Here is a 16,319-nt window from a genome sequence, read left to right on the forward strand (position 1 = left end):
GCTAACGAAGGGCGCAATGAGTGAATCCGTAACGGGCTGGTCCGCACCGGTGCGCGCCGCGCGCGAGGCGCGTACCGCACTGGCCGCAAGGAAGCAGGTTGATGTGTTCTGGGTAGACGATCCGTTGACGGGAACACGTCTGCACGTAAGCGCCGGGGCGCAGACGTGGGGCGTGCAGCCCGATTCCTTGTGCGGCGTCCGTGACCGCTGGCTTGTCCATGTGCATCCGGATGATCATCGCGCCCTGCGTGCCGCCTGGGAGGGCTTGGCGCGCGGGCAGGAGTTCGTGCTCGAGTACCGCTGGCTCGGTGTCGACCACGGCGAAGCTCGCGAATATCGCGTTCGAGAACGTGGCTACCTTATGCCCAGCCTCGACGGTGCATCCCCTCATGCCGTGGGCGTGATCGAAGACGTGACCCAGGGCCAGCAGACCCTGGCAGCGCTCACCGAGTCGGAGTTCCAGTTGCAATGGCTGACCGAAAGCGTGCCGTTTCCGCTGGTGCAGATCGACCCTGAGCACCGCGTGCGCTTTGCCAACCGCGCTTACGCACAACGCTTTGGCTTGCGGTCTGAAGACGTTCTGGGCCGGCATCTGCGCGAACTGATGGGCGAGGCGGCGTATGCGCGCGTCCTGTCACGCCTGAACGACGCATTCGCTGGGCAGCGCATCGAGTTTGAAATGGATTTGCAGTATCCGGCCGATGTTGGCCGCCGCTTTGTGCACGCTGCGTATTCGCCGCAGCATGGGCCAGACGGTAGCGTACAGGCGCTCGTTTGCGTGGTGGAAGACATCACCGAGCGCAAGGAGGCTGAACACGAGCGCTTTCGCCATCAGCGCGAATTCGTCACGCTGGTGGAGAACGCGCCCGACGTGATTGCGCGGCTTGATCGCGAACTGCGTTGCGTGTATGTCAACCGCGCCGTAACCGAAGCCTTTGGCGTGACGCCTGCCGTGATGATCGGCCAGACGCTGGCGGCATCGTCCCTTTCCGCCGAGGTCACGCGCCCACTGGAGGACGCCGCACGCCGCGCGTTCGTCCTGGGCGCCGAACAGACACTTGCGTTGCATCTGGCCGTGCAGGAGGGGCGCCCGCGCATTGCGCATTACAACGCGCGCGTCATTCCGGAAGCAGATCGGAATGGCACGATGGAATCTGCGCTGCTCATCATCTACGACGTGACAGAGCGCACCGAGGCTGAGCGCGAACGCGATGCGCTGTTGCTGCGCGAACAGGCCGCGCGCGCGCAGGCGGAGGCCGCAGCGCTTGCGCGCGATGAGTTCCTGGCGGTGGTGTCGCACGAACTGCGCTCGCCGCTCAACGGTATCCAGAATTGGGCGTATGTACTGGAGAGCCAGATCGCGGGGGGCGCGCCGCTCATGCAGCGGGCGCTGGCGGGCATCAAGACCGGCGTCGAGCAACAGGTGCGCTTGATCGAAGACCTGCTGGATGCCACGCGCGTGATGAGCGGCAAGCTGCGGCTGACACGCGAACCATTCGTGCTGCGCGCGGCGCTGGAGAGCGCGCTCAACAGCGTGCACGCGCTGGCCGCCGAGCGCCACATCACCCTGCACACCTCCATCGAACTGGACGATCACGAGATTGACGGCGATGCCGATCGTGTCGAGCAGATCGTGTGGAACCTCCTGACCAATGCCATCAAGTTCACGCAGGAAGGTGGCGAGGTGTGGTTGTCGGCCGATCTGCTGGGCGAGGTGGCGCGCATTGTGGTGCGCGATAACGGCCGCGGGATTGCACCGGCGTTCTTGCCGTATCTGTTTGATCCATTCCGGCAGGCTGACGGCGCGCATACGCGGCGCACAGGCGGTCTCGGTCTAGGTCTGGCCCTGGTCAAACGGTTGACCGAGTTGCACGGCGGACGCGTGTATGCGCGCAGCGAGGGCGTCCAGCAAGGCGCCACGTTTACCGTGTATTTGCCGCTGCATGCCGGCGCCGATCTGATCGCGCCGCTGGCTGAAGACCCTGAACGCACTGGGCCCTTGCCGTCGCTGGCGGGTCTGCGCGTCCTGCTGGTCGACGATCAGGAAGATGCGCGCGATGCGCTGGCAACACTGCTGACGCAGGTCGGTGCCGAAGTCGGCAGCGTGGGCTCGGGGCACGAGACCATGGCGTTGCTCGACGTGTGGAGCGCACGGGGCGAGGCAGGCCGCCCGCAAGCGGTGGTGTGCGACATCGCGCTGCCCGATGAAGACGGTTACGCGATCCTGCAGAGAATTCGTGCGTGGGAACACGAACACCTGCCCGCCGGCGCTGCGCCGATGGCGGCCATTGCACTGACCGCATTTGCGCAGCCGCACGATCGCGCTCGGGCGCTGGCTACGGGTTTTCAGGAACACCTGATCAAGCCGGTGTCCCCGTACGATTTGGTGCGCACGTTGCGCATGCTTGCCATGCCTGTTTCCGCAAAGCCATAGCGCCTCGGCACAACTTTTGCGCAGAGAACGGTGAACCACATTCTCTGCCATGCCCGCCGAACTCAATCCATCCCCCACGCAGCCGGAACCCTTGCACGGCAGTCTGCTCGACGGGCTACGGCAACCGGCTTGGCGTGTGGCCATGGTGCTGGTGGCCATTGGCGGCACATTGGTCTTCTTGCAATGGGCGCGGGGGTTTCTGGTGCCGTTCACCCTTGGCGTGGTGCTGGCGTTTGCGCTGAACCCGGTGGTCGTGTGGCTGCGGCACTGCTATGTGCCGCGCACCATTGCGGCAGCCATCGTGGTGCTCGGCCTGTGGATTGCCGGTGCGGTGCTGGTCTTCGGGATGCAAGACGGCGTCTCGGCCATGGCAGACCGGTTGCCCGTGGCGGCGGAACGCATGGCCGAAGCCATCGACGGTATGCGTGGGCATATGGGCGGCGCGTTCGACAAGATGCGCGATGTGACTGTCGCACTCGAACATGCCGCCGAAGGAGTGCAGGGCAAGCCGGCGCCGGCACTTGCCAAACGGCCGCCCGCGGTCGCGGCTCCTGCCGCGCAGCCGGTGCTGCCGCTGCGCGAGTTTCTATGGATGGGTTCCGCCAACCTCTTCGCGCTTGCGGGCCAACTCGTCGTGGTCTCGTTTCTCGTCTATTTCCTGCTCGCTTCAGGCCAGGCACTTAAACGCAAATGGGTGCGCGCGGTGGGCAACACGTTGAGCGAGAAGAAGCGCGCGGTGCGCATGATGGCGGTCATCGGCACGCAGATTCAGTATTCGCTGCTGGTGCTGTTTGCAACCAACATCGTGCTGGGCGTACTCACCACGGTGGCCTTCGTGCTGCTCGGCATGGAAGACGCAGCAGTCTGGGGGCTGGCGACGGCCGTGCTGCACTTCGTGCCGTATCTCGGTTCGGTGGTGATTGCCGTGGCCAGCGGCATCGGTGCGTACCTACAGATGGGCGCGTGGTCGGATGCGCTTGTCGTGGCAGGTGTCACGCTGCTGCTGGCCACCCTGGTCGGCACGCTGCTCGTGACGTGGCTGCAGAGCCGGGCATCCAAGCTCGATCCGTGCGTGGTCTACATCGGCCTGCTGCTGTGGGGCTGGCTGTGGGGCTTGTGGGGCTTGCTCCTTGGAACGTCGATCACGGCAATGATCAAGGTTGTATGTGATCACGTCGATCGATTGCGCCCGCTCGGTACGCTGCTTGGCACCACGGACGCGCCGGCAGGTGTGTCGCAGCGCTTGCTCGACCGACTGCGCGGCCGTCCCACACGGCGTCCGGAACGCGTACGTCTCCCGCGTTGATCGCTTTCGGATCACCTTGCGCAGCAAGCGTTACAAGCGCGCATGTAACCCTTACGCAACGATCACGTCGCGACGCGGGTGGATCCATTGGTATGTTGCCTTGTCTGCGTCGCGGTGTTGTGCAGGAGTGGTGCAGGTCTTGTCGATTGTGCGGAGCATGCGGGCGTTGTTGGCACGTCGGTTGCGGTGCGCAAGGCAACTAGATCACGTCCGCAGGAGGGCGCCATGAACCGACTACGCCCCACCTTACGTGGCCCGCATCAGCGCGGCGAACGACCGGCAGGGACTACGCCGCCGCGTGCGCCAGACACGGGTCGAAACGCTGAAAACATCGACAAAATGCTCGGCAAGCCGGAGTCGGGATCGCAAGAGCGGCTGCCTCACGAGCGCGATCAGAACCTTGAAGAGCAACGTTCCGAACCGCGAAGCAATGTCGAGCAGGCCGCACGCGACATCGAAAGCGGGCAGCTTGACACCGATCTGCACAACACCCCCGGCGTAGAACGCGTCGTGCGAGAACGCCATGCGGCCAACCGTAACGACAGCGATCGCCAGGTCGCCAATCGCAGCGCAGACGATCTTGCTCACAAGCGAGGCCAGACGGGCGGTCCTTCGCACAGCCGCGATAAGCACAAAGACTGATCGACCCATGCGCATCGCTTATGTGACTGAAACCTGGCCGCCCGAACTCAACGGCGTATCGCTCACTGCCGCGCGCACCGTGGCGTTTCTGCAGGCGCGCGGGCATGACGTGATGCTGGCGCGGCCGCGTCAGAGGGCCATCGACGCTGGCAAGCCTGCGTTGGCGGAAGACACGCTGCGGGTTCCTGGCGTGCCAATTCCGCTGTATCCGGATTTGCGCATGGGATTGCCTGCACGGCGGCGCCTGCTTCGCGCATGGGGCGCGTATCGGCCCGACCTCGTGCATGTCGCCACGGAAGGACCGCTCGGCTGGTCGGCCATTCGGGCTGCGCGGCAACTTGGCGTGCCCGTGACTTCGGATTTCAGAACGCGCTTTGACGAGTATGGCCGCCACTACGCGTGGGAAGGCGCCGTAACCCTGGTGCGTGCCTATCTGCGCGCCTTTCACAATCGCACAGATCGCACCTTCGTCCCCACGCGCGAACTGCAGCGGCAGTTGAGCGACCTCGACTTCGAACGCCTCACGGTCAGTACGCGCGGCGTGGACGCACACAGGTTCACGCCGCAAGCCCGCAGTCACGCATTGCGTGCGCAATGGGGGGCTGGCGCTGACACGCCGGTCGTGCTCACAGTCGGGCGTCTTGCGTTGGAAAAGAACCTGGGTGTTGCGCTGGATGCGTTTGATGCCGTACGCGAGCGCGTGCCCGAGGCGCGCCTCGTCATGGTGGGCGATGGTCCGCAACGCAGCGCGCTGCGCCGTCGCTGTCCCGATGCCATCTTTGCAGGCACGCAGCATGGCGAGGCATTGGCCGCGCACTATGCATCGGCAGATGTGTTTCTCTTTCCAAGCGTGACCGAGACCTTCGGCAACGTGGTGGTCGAGGCGATGGCCAGTGGCTTGCCCGTGGTGGCGTTCGATACCGCCGCGGCCGGCATGCACGTGCGTAGCCACGAGAACGGTTGGCTCGCGCCCGTCGGCGATGCCGCGTCGTTCACGCAGGCTGCCGTCACACTTGCCACGGATGCCGGCTTGCGCCAACGCTTGGGTCAAGCGGCGCGGTTGACCGCACAGGCTCTGGATTGGCCGCGCGTGCTCGAACGCTTTGAAGCGGCGCTCATCGCTGTGCACGACGCTGCCGCCAACGGGGAGGCCTACCATGGCGACCCACGCGTGGCCTGATTGGAAGCGCTGGCGCGAGCGCGATCGGCAGCTCGCCGTGGCACTCAATCACGTGGCGGGCGACGCGTCGGCCATGCGCTTTTATCGTGGTGTCAGTCGCCTTGGCGACGGCATGCTTTGGTATGCGTTGATGGCGGCGTTGCCCGTGGTAGGCGGTGACACCGGCTGGGAATGCGCCAAGCAGATGGGGCTCACGGGGCTGCTGTCGCTGGTCATCTACATCCTGCTCAAGCGCGGCGTGTGCCGGCCTCGGCCTTACCTCTCTTGCGAAGAGATCCACCTGTGCGGGCGAGTGCTCGATCAGTTCAGCTTTCCGTCGGGCCACACGCTGCACGCGGTGTCGTTCAGCATCGTGATGGCCGCGTATTACCCGCGCATGGCGCTGGCGCTCGTGCCGTTTACGCTCATGGTGGCCGTCTCTCGCGTCGTGCTTGGCCTGCACTATCCGAGCGACGTGCTGGCAGGTGCCGGGCTCGGCATGCTGATCGGTGGATTGTCGGTGTGGTTGTTCTAGCGCTTGCGCTCAGTACGACGTTTGTGCGTGCCCGGCGACGGTGGTTTCCGGGCCGCCCATCCACGCCTGGGCCAGCACCTGCGCAAAGCCGTTCTTCGTGACGGGCGTGCGCGTCGCCAGGCATGCAGCGAGCAATTCCTGCCAATGGCGAATGACGTCGGGATGCGCCGCGTCGGCCGGATGCAGGCCCAGACGCAACAGCGGTGTCTCGGCGTGCCGCTGCGCCAGCCAGCGCAGGTAGTACCGTGACACCAGCCGGCGCGCCGGCGAACGCACGCTGTACGTCAGGCAGGGCGCCTTGAGCGGGCGCCGAGGGTGCAGCAGGTAGAAGCGTTGCAGCGTGGTCGTATAGCGCAGGGGCAGGCCGTCCAGCGCCTCCCAGGTTGCCGGGTTCATCAGCCACGCCGGGGCGACAAAGCCATGCAACGGCCAGCCGTTGGCGGCAAACCATGCAGCTCCAGCTTCAATGCGCGCGCGCGCCGCCGCCAGCGGAATGGCAGAGAATTCGCCTTCGCCGGCGGTATAGCGCGTGCGGATCAGTTGGTTGATCACCCCGCCGGGGGGCTGGTCGTCCAGGTGCGCGTAGCCGTGCAGGACAAGCTCATCGCCTTCGGTCAGGCACTCGCTCATCACGCGGCAGAAGCGCTCGCTACTGCGTGCGGTCGGGCCGCGATAGAAGTTCGGAATGACCAGCAGCGACTTGGGTACGCGCGCCACCTCATCCAACGCAGAGAGCAACACCTTGCACGCAGGCCAGGTGGCGGGCGTGACGTCGTGCATGGCAAGAACGAGATAGCGCGACATGATGAACAGAATCGATCAGGGCTACCGGCCGCGCGAAGCACGCACGGGCTCGCGAGCCGGTTGTGGAGTTGTCTGCGCAGCGGCGCTGGTTTGCCGGCCGAGCAGCGCGCGGTAGCGTTGCAGAAGTTGCGGCAGGACTGCCTGCCAGTCGTACTGCATCGCATGGCGGCGCGCCGCGTGCGCCAGTGCGACCGGATCGCGTTGGCGCAGCGCCTGGAGTGCCTGCGCGAAATCGTCAGCGCGGCAGCGCGGCACGGCATAGCCGACACGCTCGTTCACCAACTCGCTTAAACCGCCGGCCGCGCAGGTGACGACCGGCACGCCGCTGGCCATCGCTTCCAATGCGACGAGGCCGAATGTTTCCTGATCGCCCGCATGCACAAACACATCGGCACTTGCCATGGCTGCGGCCAGGTGCTGCGTGTCGCCTTCATATGCGAGTGCGCGTACGTGCTTGCCACGTGGCGGTGTCGGGCCCGAACCAATGGTGACGAGCACGCTGCCGTCGTCCAGCTTGTCCACCGCGTCGCACAGCACGTGCAGATTCTTCTCAGGCGCATAGCGGCCGACGTACAGCAGCACGCGTGCATCGCGCGGCAGGTCGAGTTGTTCGCGCCAGCGCAGCGAGCGCCGCGCAGGATGGAACAAGCGCGTGTCTACGCCCAACGGCTGCAGTTCTATGCGTTGCACACCCAGGTCGGCCACTTTCTGCGCGATGTAACGGCTGGGCACAAACACCGTATCGAAGTGCGGATACAGCTTGCGGGCGTACGCGGCAGCGGCCAGTTCGGCAGGCGGGCCGCCCAGGCGGCGGAAGAACGCGGGCAGATCGGAGTGATAGAACGCCGCCACCGGCACCTGCAGCTGCGCGCCGGCATGCACCGCCGCCCATGACAGCCGGTACGGGTCACCCGCTTCAATCAGATCCGGCGACAGCGCACACAGCGCCCGCATGGCTGGCCCGGTCCGCAAGGGAATGCGATAACCATGCGACAGCGGCAGCGGCACGCCCGGCACTACGGCGATCTCATTGGTAGCGTCGTCCGCTGTGCCGGGCACGACCAACGTGTGCCGCCAGTGCGTGGAGCGCAGGAAGTCGTGCTTGGCGCGCAGGTAGCGTTTGACGCCACCGCTTTCCGCCGCCCAGAACATCGTCACGTCAGCCAGATGCAAGGACGCGGTCGTCGCATCGCCGTCATCGCGGTGCGGGTAGTGATCGGTGGGCAGCTTGCGCACGGGGCTCCTGTCGGTAGCGGGCGCGTCAGACCTGGCGCCGCATTTCCGCCGGCGCAATGCGCATCAGCCCGCGATACTTGGCCACTGTGCGGCGCGCAACGATCACGCCCTGCTCGGCGAGCATCTTGGCGAGCGACACATCGGAGAGCGGTGCGTCCGAATCTTCAGCTTCGATCATCTCCTTGAGCAACGCCCGCACCGACGCGGCCGAGCACGCGCCGCCGGTGTCGGTTGCCAGTTGGCGCGAGAAGAAATACTTGAACTCGAAGATGCCGCGCGGCGTGGCCATGTACTTGTTGCCCGTGGCGCGCGAGATGGTCGATTCGTGCAGGCCGAGTTCTTCGGCCACGTCACGCAGCACCAGCGGCTTCATGGCCACCTCGCCGTATTCCAGGAAGTGCTTCTGGTGCGCGACGATCGCCTCAGCCACGCGCTGGATGGTGGCGAAGCGCTGCTGCGCGTTGCGGATCAGCCAGCGGGCTTCCTGCAGTTGGTGCGCCAGCGGCGTGCGATTGTGGCCGCGCGTCTGGGCAAACAACTCCGCGTAGACCTTGTTGACGCGCGCGCACGGTGCCACCGCAGGGTTGGTCACGGCAACCCACTTGCCCTTGATCTTGGCGACGATCACGTCGGGCACGATGTAGCCCGCATGCGCTTGCGAGAAGCGCAGCCCCGGGCGCGGGTCCAGCATGCGGATCAGTGCGCAGGCATCGCGCAACTCCTCTTCGGTACACCCCAGCGCGCGACGCATCTGCGTGAGTTCGCGTTTGGCCAAGCGCGGCAGGTGGCTACGCACGATGTCTTGCGCGATCTCCTGGATACGTTCTTCGGCTTCGGTGTCAGCGGGGCGCGCTTCAATCTGCAGGCGCAGGCACTCCGCCAGATCACGCGCCGCGACGCCCGGCGGATCCAGGCTTTGCACGAGCGCCAGCGCAATCTGCATTTCCTTCTCGGTCGGCGGCGGCTCCACTGGCGCCAGCGGAATCAACTCGGAGAGCAGCTGGCGCAGGTAACCGTCGTCATCCAGCGCTTCAATCAGCGTCTGTGCGAGGAGGCAGTCGCGGTCTGACAGGCGATAGCTGCGCAACTCCTGATGCAGATGTTCGCGCAGGCTCGGCGTGGAGTGCACCCATTCGCCGATGTCACTGTCTTCACCATCGCCATGGTGGGCGCCACCGTGGCTGTAGTAGGTGCTGAAGTCGGTGGGGAAATCTTCCGATGCGGCCAGCGTCGGATCAGTCTCGATGGCGCTCGTGGTGGTTTCCAGCGGAGCGTCGTCTGCAGGCGTGTGGTCGGCCGCGGCGCCGTCCCGATCGGCAGCAGGAATGGCTATGTCGCCGGTGCGTGCAGCATCGGGCTGCGCACCCGCTTCTTGCTCGACCTCTTCCAGGAACGGATTGCTTGCGAGCGCTTCTTGCATTTCCTGCGCAAATTCGGTTGCAGACAACTGCAGCAGCTTGACGGATTGCTGCAGTCGCGGCGTTAGCGCGAGATGCTGCTTCGCACGCATTTCCAGAGCGGCCTTGACCATTCGCCTTGCCTCCTTTGGTGAGTGGGCGTCGACAATTACGTCGACCGGTCACCGCATCGATGCAAAGGATATGCCATGTCAAAAAAGCTAGCCGCCACAAGGCTTTACGGGCGGCTGGCACGCCGTTTCTACATGGTCATGTCGTTTTTATATGCCCATTGTTGCCGGCACATGACAGCGCCGACGGTGGTTGCGGGCTGCGTGCGCGGTGCAGATGGGTGGCACCGCAGGTACATGCGTTGCTGCGACGGAGGCGGGAGACGCGCCGCAGTGCGCTTCCATTGCCTTCTTTTCGAAGCATCACATTCCAGGAGAAACCACATGCGAACACGTTTCCTGACCGCTGCGCTCGCCAGCGTCATCTTCGGGCTTAGCATCGGCACGGCCGTCGCCCAGACGACGACCGCGCCGGTCGACAACCAGGAATCTAGCAACCCGACCAAGGCGCCGGGCAAGCGCACCGATCCGCCATCTTCAACTGCCGACCGCACGGCCAATACATCGATGCCAGGCAGCCAGGCGACACCGGCCGCGGGGAGTGACAGCGATACCAACAAGCCGATGCACAAGAAGCATCGTCATCACAAGAAATCGAAGTCGGACGCAACCGTGCCAGGCGGCACCAATAGCGCGGGCGACATGTCGCACTCGGGCGTGCAGGCCGGCGGCAACGATGCTGCAACGACCACCGGGAATTCGTACCCCGGCAGCTCGAAGCAAGGCCAGTAACGTTGAAAGGGAAGGGCTCGCCATGCCGATGACATTGACCACCGCCGTTCGCACGGGGCCGCGCGCCCGCGCGGAAACCGAACCCGCACCCCGTCGGCCGACACCGGAACCACAGGAGCGCCGCCGCCATGAGCATCCCGGCGAACGCGCGCACGCGCATCCGCGCTAGAACGTCAGCGCGGATGCAGCGGGGTATGGCAGGGTCGGAAGCGTCGAGCTTCGGGAAGCAGCGTCGTCAGGCCGCCATGGCGGCGGCCGCGGTGCTTTGGTAGAGGTCGAGGCGGTTGTACAGCGTCTTCAGGCTGACACCAAGCGTCTTGGCGGCCTGGCGCTTGTCGCCATGAAAATGCTCCAGCGTGGCCAGGATCATTGCGCGTTGCGCATCCGCCAGCGTCACGCCCACCGACAGGCTGAGCACACCTTCCTTGACGGTTGGGCGCGCAGGGCCGCGTGCGGGCGCCAGCGGTGCGGCCAGTTCGACGGTTTTCTCGCCGAGGATGTAGCCGCGCTGCACGGCGTTGCGCAACTCGCGCACATTGCCGGGCCACGGCTGGCCTCGTAGTGCCGCCAGGGCCTGGCGCGAGAACACCTTGTCGGTCTGGTGCGCAGCGTTGAACTGGGCAAGGAAGTGCAAGGCCAGCTCTTCGATGTCGTCTTCGCGATCGCGCAGCGGCGGTACCTGCAGCGGCACCACGGCCAGGCGATACATCAGATCTTCGCGGAAGGCGCCTTCACTCACCGCTTCCAGCAGGTTGCGGTTGGTGGCCGCGATGATGCGTGCGCGCGTCTGGATGGGCTCAGTGCCGCCCACCCGCATGAATACGCCGGTCTCCAGTACGCGCAGCAGCTTGACCTGCATCTCGACCGGCATCTCGGTAATTTCATCGAGGAAGATCGTGCCGCCGCAGGCATGTTCGAAATAGCCGATATGCCGCTGGGCCGCCCCAGTAAAGCTGCCCTTCTCGTGGCCGAACAGTTCCGACTCGATCAGGTTGGGCGAGATGGCGCCGCAGTTCACCGCGATGAAGGCCTGGTCTGCGCGCGGGCTCATGTCATGCACCGTGCGCGCGATCAACTCCTTGCCCGTACCCGATTCGCCCATGATGAGCACGGTGGCCAGCGTGCCCGACACCTTGCCGATCTGATCGTACAGCGCGCGCATCACGGGCGAGCGGCCGTAGAGGTGACCGAAATCCGGCTCGGCGATCGATTGGGTGGGGGATGTTTCGGCGTCGGACGGCACGCGCTCGGCGTCGTCAAAGTCGGCCAGGGCAGGGGGATAGCTCAGGCGCCCGGCGGTCACGGCACGTTCGTCGGCGAAGGCTTCGCTCAAGGACATGGCTCCCTCGTGGTTGATCGCGACGGGGACGTCCTGACGAGCGACTGCATCTTCAGCGATGCAGTCTCCGGAAGGCTGGGTACGTCGTCATCCCGTCACATTGTGTTGAAAAGTTGAGCCATTATCAGGGCCGCCGAAGCGCGTTGTATGTCGGGCATGCGCTGACGTTTCTTCCATCCTGTCGGCGAAACGCTGACAAGAAACGGGCCTGAGACGCAGATGCCGCGCGGCTTTCACATTTTCATGCGGCGAGAAGTGTCCATTTCGGCCCGAGGGTGGCGCCGCGCGGACCATCTCAACTATGCTGACTGCTACGCAGTTCCGGCACGGCCGCCGGAGTGATGTATTCGATCCATTTCTTGCACGTGTGCGTGTAAAAATTACCGGCGCCCCGCGCCGATGTGGGTTTTGAAGCGCGATTGCGTAGGTTGTATTGGATGGAATACTTTTTGCACCTGCCGCCGGTTCTGCAGCCAGGCGCACCGTCGCGCCCTGCATGACCGCCGGCACATGCCGGCTCATCCAACCACATTGAGATGCCACATATCCTGATTGTCGAAGACGATGCCAACGCGCGCGCTGCTCTGGGTGAGCTGGTGGGTGCCGAGGGCTTCACCACCGCGCTGGCCGGGTCCCTGCGCGATGCGCGCATTCAGATGTCGCGTCACAGCCCCGATGCCGTGCTGATCGATCTTGTCCTGCCTGACGGCAACGGCATGGATCTGATGGAAGACATCGCGCCGCACTCCGGCACCGAGATCATCGTCATGACGGGCCACGCCAGCGTGGAAACCGCCGTCGAGGCGCTGCGCATGGGCGCGGCCGACTACCTCGTCAAGCCGGTCAACTTCCAACGTTTGAAATCGGTCCTGGCGCGGATTCCACGCCCGGGCGATCTCAAAGCCGAGATCGGCAATCTGCGGGGCGAGCTGCGGCGCCTGGGCCTTTTCGGCCAGATGCTCGGCAACTCGACGGTGATGCAGACGTTGTATGACCAGGTCAGCCGCGTGGCGCCCACCGAGGCGACTGTGCTGCTGATTGGCGAATCCGGCACCGGCAAGGAACTGGCCGCGCAGACCATCCACGACCTCAGCCTGCGTCGCAAGCAGCCGTTTCTGCCGGTCAACTGCGGTGCCATTTCGCCCAACCTGATCGAGTCGGAAATGTTCGGCCACGAGCGCGGCAGCTTTACCGGCGCCGACCGCCAGCACAAGGGCTATTTCGAACGTGCCAATGGCGGCACGCTGTTCCTCGATGAAATTACCGAGATGCCGATCGAGCTGCAGGTGAAACTGCTGCGTGTGCTGGAAACCGGCGTGTTCATGCGCGTGGGCACCAACCGCGAGATCGACTCCGATGTGCGCGTGATTGCCGCTACCAACCGCGACCCTGAAGAGGCCGTTGCCGACGGCAAGCTGCGCGCCGACCTGTATCACCGCCTGAACGTGTTCCCGCTGCAATTGCCGCCGCTGCGCGAGCGCGGCAAGGATGTCGAGCTGCTTGCTCAACATTTCCTCGACCAGCTCAACGCGCAGAGCAATACCAAGAAGGCATTCCTGCCGCCGGCCATGGAAACGCTGCGCGGCTATCACTGGCCGGGCAATGTGCGCGAACTGCGCAATTACGTGCAGCGCGCGTACATCCTGTCGGACGACGCCGGCATCGATACGGCCAATGTGCCGCTGCAGGTGTCGAGCACGCAGGTCTCGTCCGGTTCCACGCTGACGATTTCGGTCGGCACCTCACTGGCGAGCGCCGACAAGAAGATCATTCTTGCCACGCTGGAGCAGTGCGGTGGGGTGAAGAAGCGCGCGGCTGAACTGCTCGGTATCAGCCTCAAGACGCTTTACAACCGGCTGGAGGAATACGGCAACAGCAACGCCGACGACAGCGGCGATGGCAACAGCGCTGGCTCCGGCCGCGCACATGCCACCGAGGCATAACCAGATTTCCTGGCGCGGTACGCGGCTTGCTGGACCAGTGGGGCATCCGCCCCATGGCGGCAAGCTCACTCAACTGCACAGGAGGTCACCATGCTGCGTTATGCAGTCGTCTTTTTCATCATCGCCCTGATTGCGGCCGTGCTCGGGTTTGGCGGCATCGCTGCCGGTGCAGCGAGCATCGCCAAGATCCTCTTCATGATTTTCGTGGTGCTGTTTGTGGTCAGCCTCATCTGGGGTCTGGTCGCCGGCAGAGGATGACGCCGGGATGATGCGCACAGCTTTCAACCCGGCTCTCACGATGCCACGCAACTCTAGGAGCGCTGATTGATGGAACCGTCTCAAACCAACCCGTTTCCCAAATCCGATGCCAACGGCAACCTCATCCGCGGCGACGTGGCGCAAGCCGCCGAGCGTGTGAAGGCGACCACGGCACAGGCTATCGACCGCACTGCCGACGCAGCGGCCACCGCACTTGACGAGGCCGCTGCCAAGCGCGATCAATGGCGTGCCTCGCAGCAACGCTTGATGAGCGATGCGGCGGACTGCATGCGATCGCACCCGCTTGCGACGATCGGCCTGGCATTCGGCGCGGGCTTTCTCATCAGCCGGCTGCTGGGTAGCGGTAACGACTGAGGGCGCAAGCCCTCAAGATTCCTCGCAGCCACGGCCGCGCTTGCGTGCGTGCCGTGTGCTGACTAGGCTCAAGGTCGAGGCCGGCACTGCGCTGGCCGCATCGCCTTGCAAGGAACCTCCATGCGCCCGGTTGCCTGCTTCGACCGCGACCTGCTCAAGCGCTCCGCCCAGGTGCTGATGGGGGCGGTGCGGCAATGGTCTGCACATCGCGCCGCGAGCAAGGGCGCGGCGTTGTCGTTCTATACGTTGTTCTCAATGGCGCCAGTGTTGGTGCTGGTCATTTCCATTGCCGGCTTGTTCTTCGGCGAACAGGCCGCGCGCGGCGAAATCTTTGGGCAGATCCAGGGTCTGGTGGGCGCGCAGGGTGCCTCCGCAGTGGAAGCGGTGCTCGCCGCTACCCGGCGCTCGGGCAGCGGCCTTTTCGCTGCAGCCACGGCCGTCGCGCTGTTGCTGGTGGGCGCCACCACGGCCTTCTCCGAACTCAAGGACAGCTTGGACGAACTGTGGGAAGTGCCGCCGCGCCAGCAGGCAGGGCTGTGGGGCCTGTTGCGTTCGCGTCTGCTGTCGTTCAGCCTGATCCTGGTGCTGGCGTTTCTGCTGCTGGTGTCGCTCACCATCAACGCAGCGCTGGCGGTGGTGGAGCGCTTCTGGGGGGCGTTGTGGGCGGGCTCCACCTCGGGCATCGCGTTGCTGGTGGCGCAGGTGTTGTCGTCGGCGTTTTCATTTGCGGTCGTATCGCTGCTGTTCGGCACCATTTTCAAAATGCTGCCGGAAACGCGTGTGGCTTGGCGCGACGTTGCCCTCGGGGCCGTCGTAACGGCGCTGCTTTTCACGCTGGGCAAACACCTCATCGGCCTGTATCTGGGCAACAGCGCCGTGGCGTCGTCTTACGGGGCGGCGGGTTCGGTGGTGGCGCTGATGCTGTGGATCTACTACTCCGCCCAGATCTTCTTCTTCGGCGCGCTGGTCACGCGGCAATACGCGCTGCGATTCGGCAGTCGCCAGTACGAAGCCTCGGGTCAAGCCGGTGCGGCCGCGCAGGCTGCGTTGCTCAACCCGACGCTGGCGGCAAATCTCTCCAGTGGTGGGGCCGGCGGCAACGCAAACGCGGCGCGCGGCAGCCGCTAAGCCCCAAGACGCCGGCTCAATCCCGCGTCAACTGTTCCAACAGCATGCCTGCCACGAACGCCAGACCGATCGTAATGACCGGATGCTGACGCACGGAACCGCTTGCCTGCTCTGACACATTCGCGTGCAGGTTCTTCAACTGTTCGGTGCGTTTATCGAACTGTGTGAGCGCCGTGGAAAGAACGCTCGCCAGCCGGTCGATGCCTTCTGCCGTGGCATCTTTGACGCGCTGGGCAGTGTGATCGATCTGCGGATGGAGCGTGGTGATGGTCGCACCGTTGGCGCCATTTGTGCCGTTGGTGCCATTGCTGCTGCCGGGCGGCTTGGGGGTCAATTCGGTCATGTCGGCCTCCTGAACTGATGCATGTCAGCCAATTCATAAGCAACCGCCATGCCCCACCGTTGCGTGCCACCCAAAAGAAAAGGGCCACGACTGTGGCCCTCGACACGGTGAGGAACTGCGTGGCTAGCCGACCGTCACCACGGTCTTGCGCACAGCCCAGATTTCAGCTTGCAGGGCGAGTGCGGCGAGTGCCTGCAGGCTGTCCTGCGGCAAAGCCTTGATCCGTTTGCGGCGATTGGCGGCACGCTGCTGACGCGCCGCGCGCACGCTTTGCTCGTCGAGCTGCCACGCCTTGCGGGTGGTCTCGATGATGCGTTGCACTGCCGGATCGACAGGGATTCGACTACGCACGATGTTGGACTCCTTGCTTCTTTGCTTCTTTCAATGTCGCGGCGTACCCAAAGGCGGGTTTCGCGACGGACTCCACAATACGGGAGCTTCATGACAACTTCGATAACACCGACTCCGAAAGGGTTGTCAGTGCATTCCCACAACGGGTTGGTCTCCTCCGTCCGGGGGACGGTTCCTAGGGAGTTTCCCCCGCTTGCGGCTCGGAT

The 16,319-nt window shown here is 64.7% G+C and carries 16 protein-coding genes; 10 read left to right on the forward strand and 6 right to left on the reverse strand.

Annotation, left to right across the window (positions count from 1 at the left end; all coding sequences use genetic code 11):
* The first annotated feature begins 16 nt into the window (after positions 1-16).
* From BM136_RS04965 to BM136_RS04985, 5 genes are all read left to right on the forward strand, one after another.
* Positions 17-2,434 carry a hybrid sensor histidine kinase/response regulator gene (locus BM136_RS04965; RefSeq protein ID WP_092970820.1) on the forward strand — a complete coding sequence of 806 codons (2,418 nt, stop codon included), beginning with the start codon at positions 17-19 and terminating at the stop codon, positions 2,432-2,434.
* A gap of 49 nt (positions 2,435-2,483) precedes the next feature.
* Complete coding sequence (locus tag BM136_RS04970) at positions 2,484-3,740, forward strand: AI-2E family transporter (protein WP_092970821.1); 1,257 nt, start codon at positions 2,484-2,486, stop codon at positions 3,738-3,740.
* 225 nt (positions 3,741-3,965) lie between these two features.
* Positions 3,966-4,382 (forward strand): hypothetical protein, encoded by a 417-nt coding sequence (locus BM136_RS25740; RefSeq protein WP_092970822.1) that lies wholly within the window; start codon positions 3,966-3,968, stop codon positions 4,380-4,382.
* Positions 4,383-4,389: 7 nt separating this feature from the next.
* Entirely contained in the window at positions 4,390-5,562 is a 1,173-nt protein-coding gene (locus BM136_RS04980; RefSeq protein WP_092970823.1) for a glycosyltransferase family 4 protein, read from the forward strand.
* Entirely contained in the window at positions 5,540-6,076 is a 537-nt protein-coding gene (locus BM136_RS04985) for a phosphatase PAP2 family protein (RefSeq protein ID WP_024978053.1), read from the forward strand. Before BM136_RS04980 ends, BM136_RS04985 begins: the two co-directional genes overlap by 23 nt.
* Before the next feature lie 9 nt (positions 6,077-6,085).
* On the opposite strand, the gene BM136_RS04990 is transcribed toward BM136_RS04985, so the two are convergent.
* From BM136_RS04990 to BM136_RS05000, 3 genes are read right to left on the reverse strand one after another with little or no spacing between them, the layout of a single operon-like run.
* Entirely contained in the window at positions 6,086-6,880 is a 795-nt protein-coding gene (locus BM136_RS04990; protein WP_092970824.1) for a DUF2334 domain-containing protein, read from the reverse strand.
* 21 nt (positions 6,881-6,901) lie between these two features.
* Entirely contained in the window at positions 6,902-8,116 is a 1,215-nt protein-coding gene (locus tag BM136_RS04995) for a glycosyltransferase family 4 protein (protein ID WP_092970825.1), read from the reverse strand.
* Positions 8,117-8,141: 25 nt separating this feature from the next.
* Positions 8,142-9,647 carry an RNA polymerase factor sigma-54 gene (locus tag BM136_RS05000; protein WP_092970826.1) on the reverse strand — a complete coding sequence of 502 codons (1,506 nt, stop codon included), beginning with the start codon at positions 9,645-9,647 and terminating at the stop codon, positions 8,142-8,144.
* 321 nt (positions 9,648-9,968) lie between these two features.
* On the opposite strand from BM136_RS05000, the gene BM136_RS05005 reads away from it, so the two are divergent.
* Positions 9,969-10,376 (forward strand): hypothetical protein, encoded by a 408-nt coding sequence (locus BM136_RS05005; RefSeq protein WP_092970827.1) that lies wholly within the window; start codon positions 9,969-9,971, stop codon positions 10,374-10,376.
* A gap of 235 nt (positions 10,377-10,611) precedes the next feature.
* Here the strand turns inward: BM136_RS05005 and BM136_RS05010 are convergent, their stop codons facing one another.
* Entirely contained in the window at positions 10,612-11,715 is a 1,104-nt protein-coding gene (locus tag BM136_RS05010) for a sigma-54 interaction domain-containing protein (RefSeq protein ID WP_092970828.1), read from the reverse strand.
* Between the two features lie 536 nt (positions 11,716-12,251).
* On the opposite strand from BM136_RS05010, the gene BM136_RS05015 reads away from it, so the two are divergent.
* From BM136_RS05015 to BM136_RS05030, 4 genes are all read left to right on the forward strand, one after another.
* Positions 12,252-13,658 carry a sigma-54-dependent transcriptional regulator gene (locus BM136_RS05015; RefSeq protein ID WP_092970829.1) on the forward strand — a complete coding sequence of 469 codons (1,407 nt, stop codon included), beginning with the start codon at positions 12,252-12,254 and terminating at the stop codon, positions 13,656-13,658.
* A gap of 90 nt (positions 13,659-13,748) precedes the next feature.
* The gene (locus BM136_RS05020) at positions 13,749-13,916 is read left to right on the forward strand and encodes a DUF1328 domain-containing protein (RefSeq protein ID WP_004632450.1); all 168 of its coding nucleotides are present in this window, start codon (positions 13,749-13,751) and stop codon (positions 13,914-13,916) included.
* A gap of 69 nt (positions 13,917-13,985) precedes the next feature.
* Entirely contained in the window at positions 13,986-14,291 is a 306-nt protein-coding gene (locus BM136_RS05025; protein WP_045205628.1) for a hypothetical protein, read from the forward strand.
* Between the two features lie 120 nt (positions 14,292-14,411).
* On the forward strand, positions 14,412-15,419 hold the full coding sequence (locus BM136_RS05030) for a YihY/virulence factor BrkB family protein (RefSeq protein ID WP_092970830.1): 1,008 nt from the start codon (positions 14,412-14,414) through the stop codon (positions 15,417-15,419).
* A 16-nt stretch (positions 15,420-15,435) separates the two neighbouring features.
* On the opposite strand, the gene BM136_RS05035 is transcribed toward BM136_RS05030, so the two are convergent.
* Entirely contained in the window at positions 15,436-15,762 is a 327-nt protein-coding gene (locus BM136_RS05035) for a hypothetical protein (RefSeq protein ID WP_092970831.1), read from the reverse strand.
* 123 nt (positions 15,763-15,885) lie between these two features.
* Positions 15,886-16,113 carry a hypothetical protein gene (locus tag BM136_RS05040; protein WP_004632457.1) on the reverse strand — a complete coding sequence of 76 codons (228 nt, stop codon included), beginning with the start codon at positions 16,111-16,113 and terminating at the stop codon, positions 15,886-15,888.
* Between the last annotated feature and the right edge of the window lie 206 nt (positions 16,114-16,319).

Source organism: Ralstonia sp. NFACC01 (genome assembly GCF_900115545.1).
Lineage (GTDB): Bacteria > Pseudomonadota > Gammaproteobacteria > Burkholderiales > Burkholderiaceae > Ralstonia > Ralstonia mojiangensis.

Bases quoted from the DNA above. Each gene is read 5' to 3' on its own strand.
- BM136_RS04965 (WP_092970820.1), top strand. From the start codon at position 17: ATGAGTGAATCCGTAACGGGCTGGTCCGCACCGGTGCGCGCCGCGCGC.
- BM136_RS04970 (WP_092970821.1), top strand. From the start codon at position 2,484: ATGCCCGCCGAACTCAATCCATCCCCCACGCAGCCGGAACCCTTGCAC.
- BM136_RS25740 (WP_092970822.1), top strand. From the start codon at position 3,966: ATGAACCGACTACGCCCCACCTTACGTGGCCCGCATCAGCGCGGCGAA.
- BM136_RS04980 (WP_092970823.1), top strand. From the start codon at position 4,390: ATGCGCATCGCTTATGTGACTGAAACCTGGCCGCCCGAACTCAACGGC.
- BM136_RS04985 (WP_024978053.1), top strand. From the start codon at position 5,540: ATGGCGACCCACGCGTGGCCTGATTGGAAGCGCTGGCGCGAGCGCGAT.
- BM136_RS04990 (WP_092970824.1), bottom strand. From the start codon at position 6,880: ATGTCGCGCTATCTCGTTCTTGCCATGCACGACGTCACGCCCGCCACC.
- BM136_RS05000 (WP_092970826.1), bottom strand. From the start codon at position 9,647: ATGGTCAAGGCCGCTCTGGAAATGCGTGCGAAGCAGCATCTCGCGCTA.
- BM136_RS05005 (WP_092970827.1), top strand. From the start codon at position 9,969: ATGCGAACACGTTTCCTGACCGCTGCGCTCGCCAGCGTCATCTTCGGG.
- BM136_RS05010 (WP_092970828.1), bottom strand. From the start codon at position 11,715: ATGTCCTTGAGCGAAGCCTTCGCCGACGAACGTGCCGTGACCGCCGGG.
- BM136_RS05015 (WP_092970829.1), top strand. From the start codon at position 12,252: ATGCCACATATCCTGATTGTCGAAGACGATGCCAACGCGCGCGCTGCT.
- BM136_RS05020 (WP_004632450.1), top strand. From the start codon at position 13,749: ATGCTGCGTTATGCAGTCGTCTTTTTCATCATCGCCCTGATTGCGGCC.
- BM136_RS05025 (WP_045205628.1), top strand. From the start codon at position 13,986: ATGGAACCGTCTCAAACCAACCCGTTTCCCAAATCCGATGCCAACGGC.
- BM136_RS05030 (WP_092970830.1), top strand. From the start codon at position 14,412: ATGCGCCCGGTTGCCTGCTTCGACCGCGACCTGCTCAAGCGCTCCGCC.
- BM136_RS05035 (WP_092970831.1), bottom strand. From the start codon at position 15,762: ATGACCGAATTGACCCCCAAGCCGCCCGGCAGCAGCAATGGCACCAAC.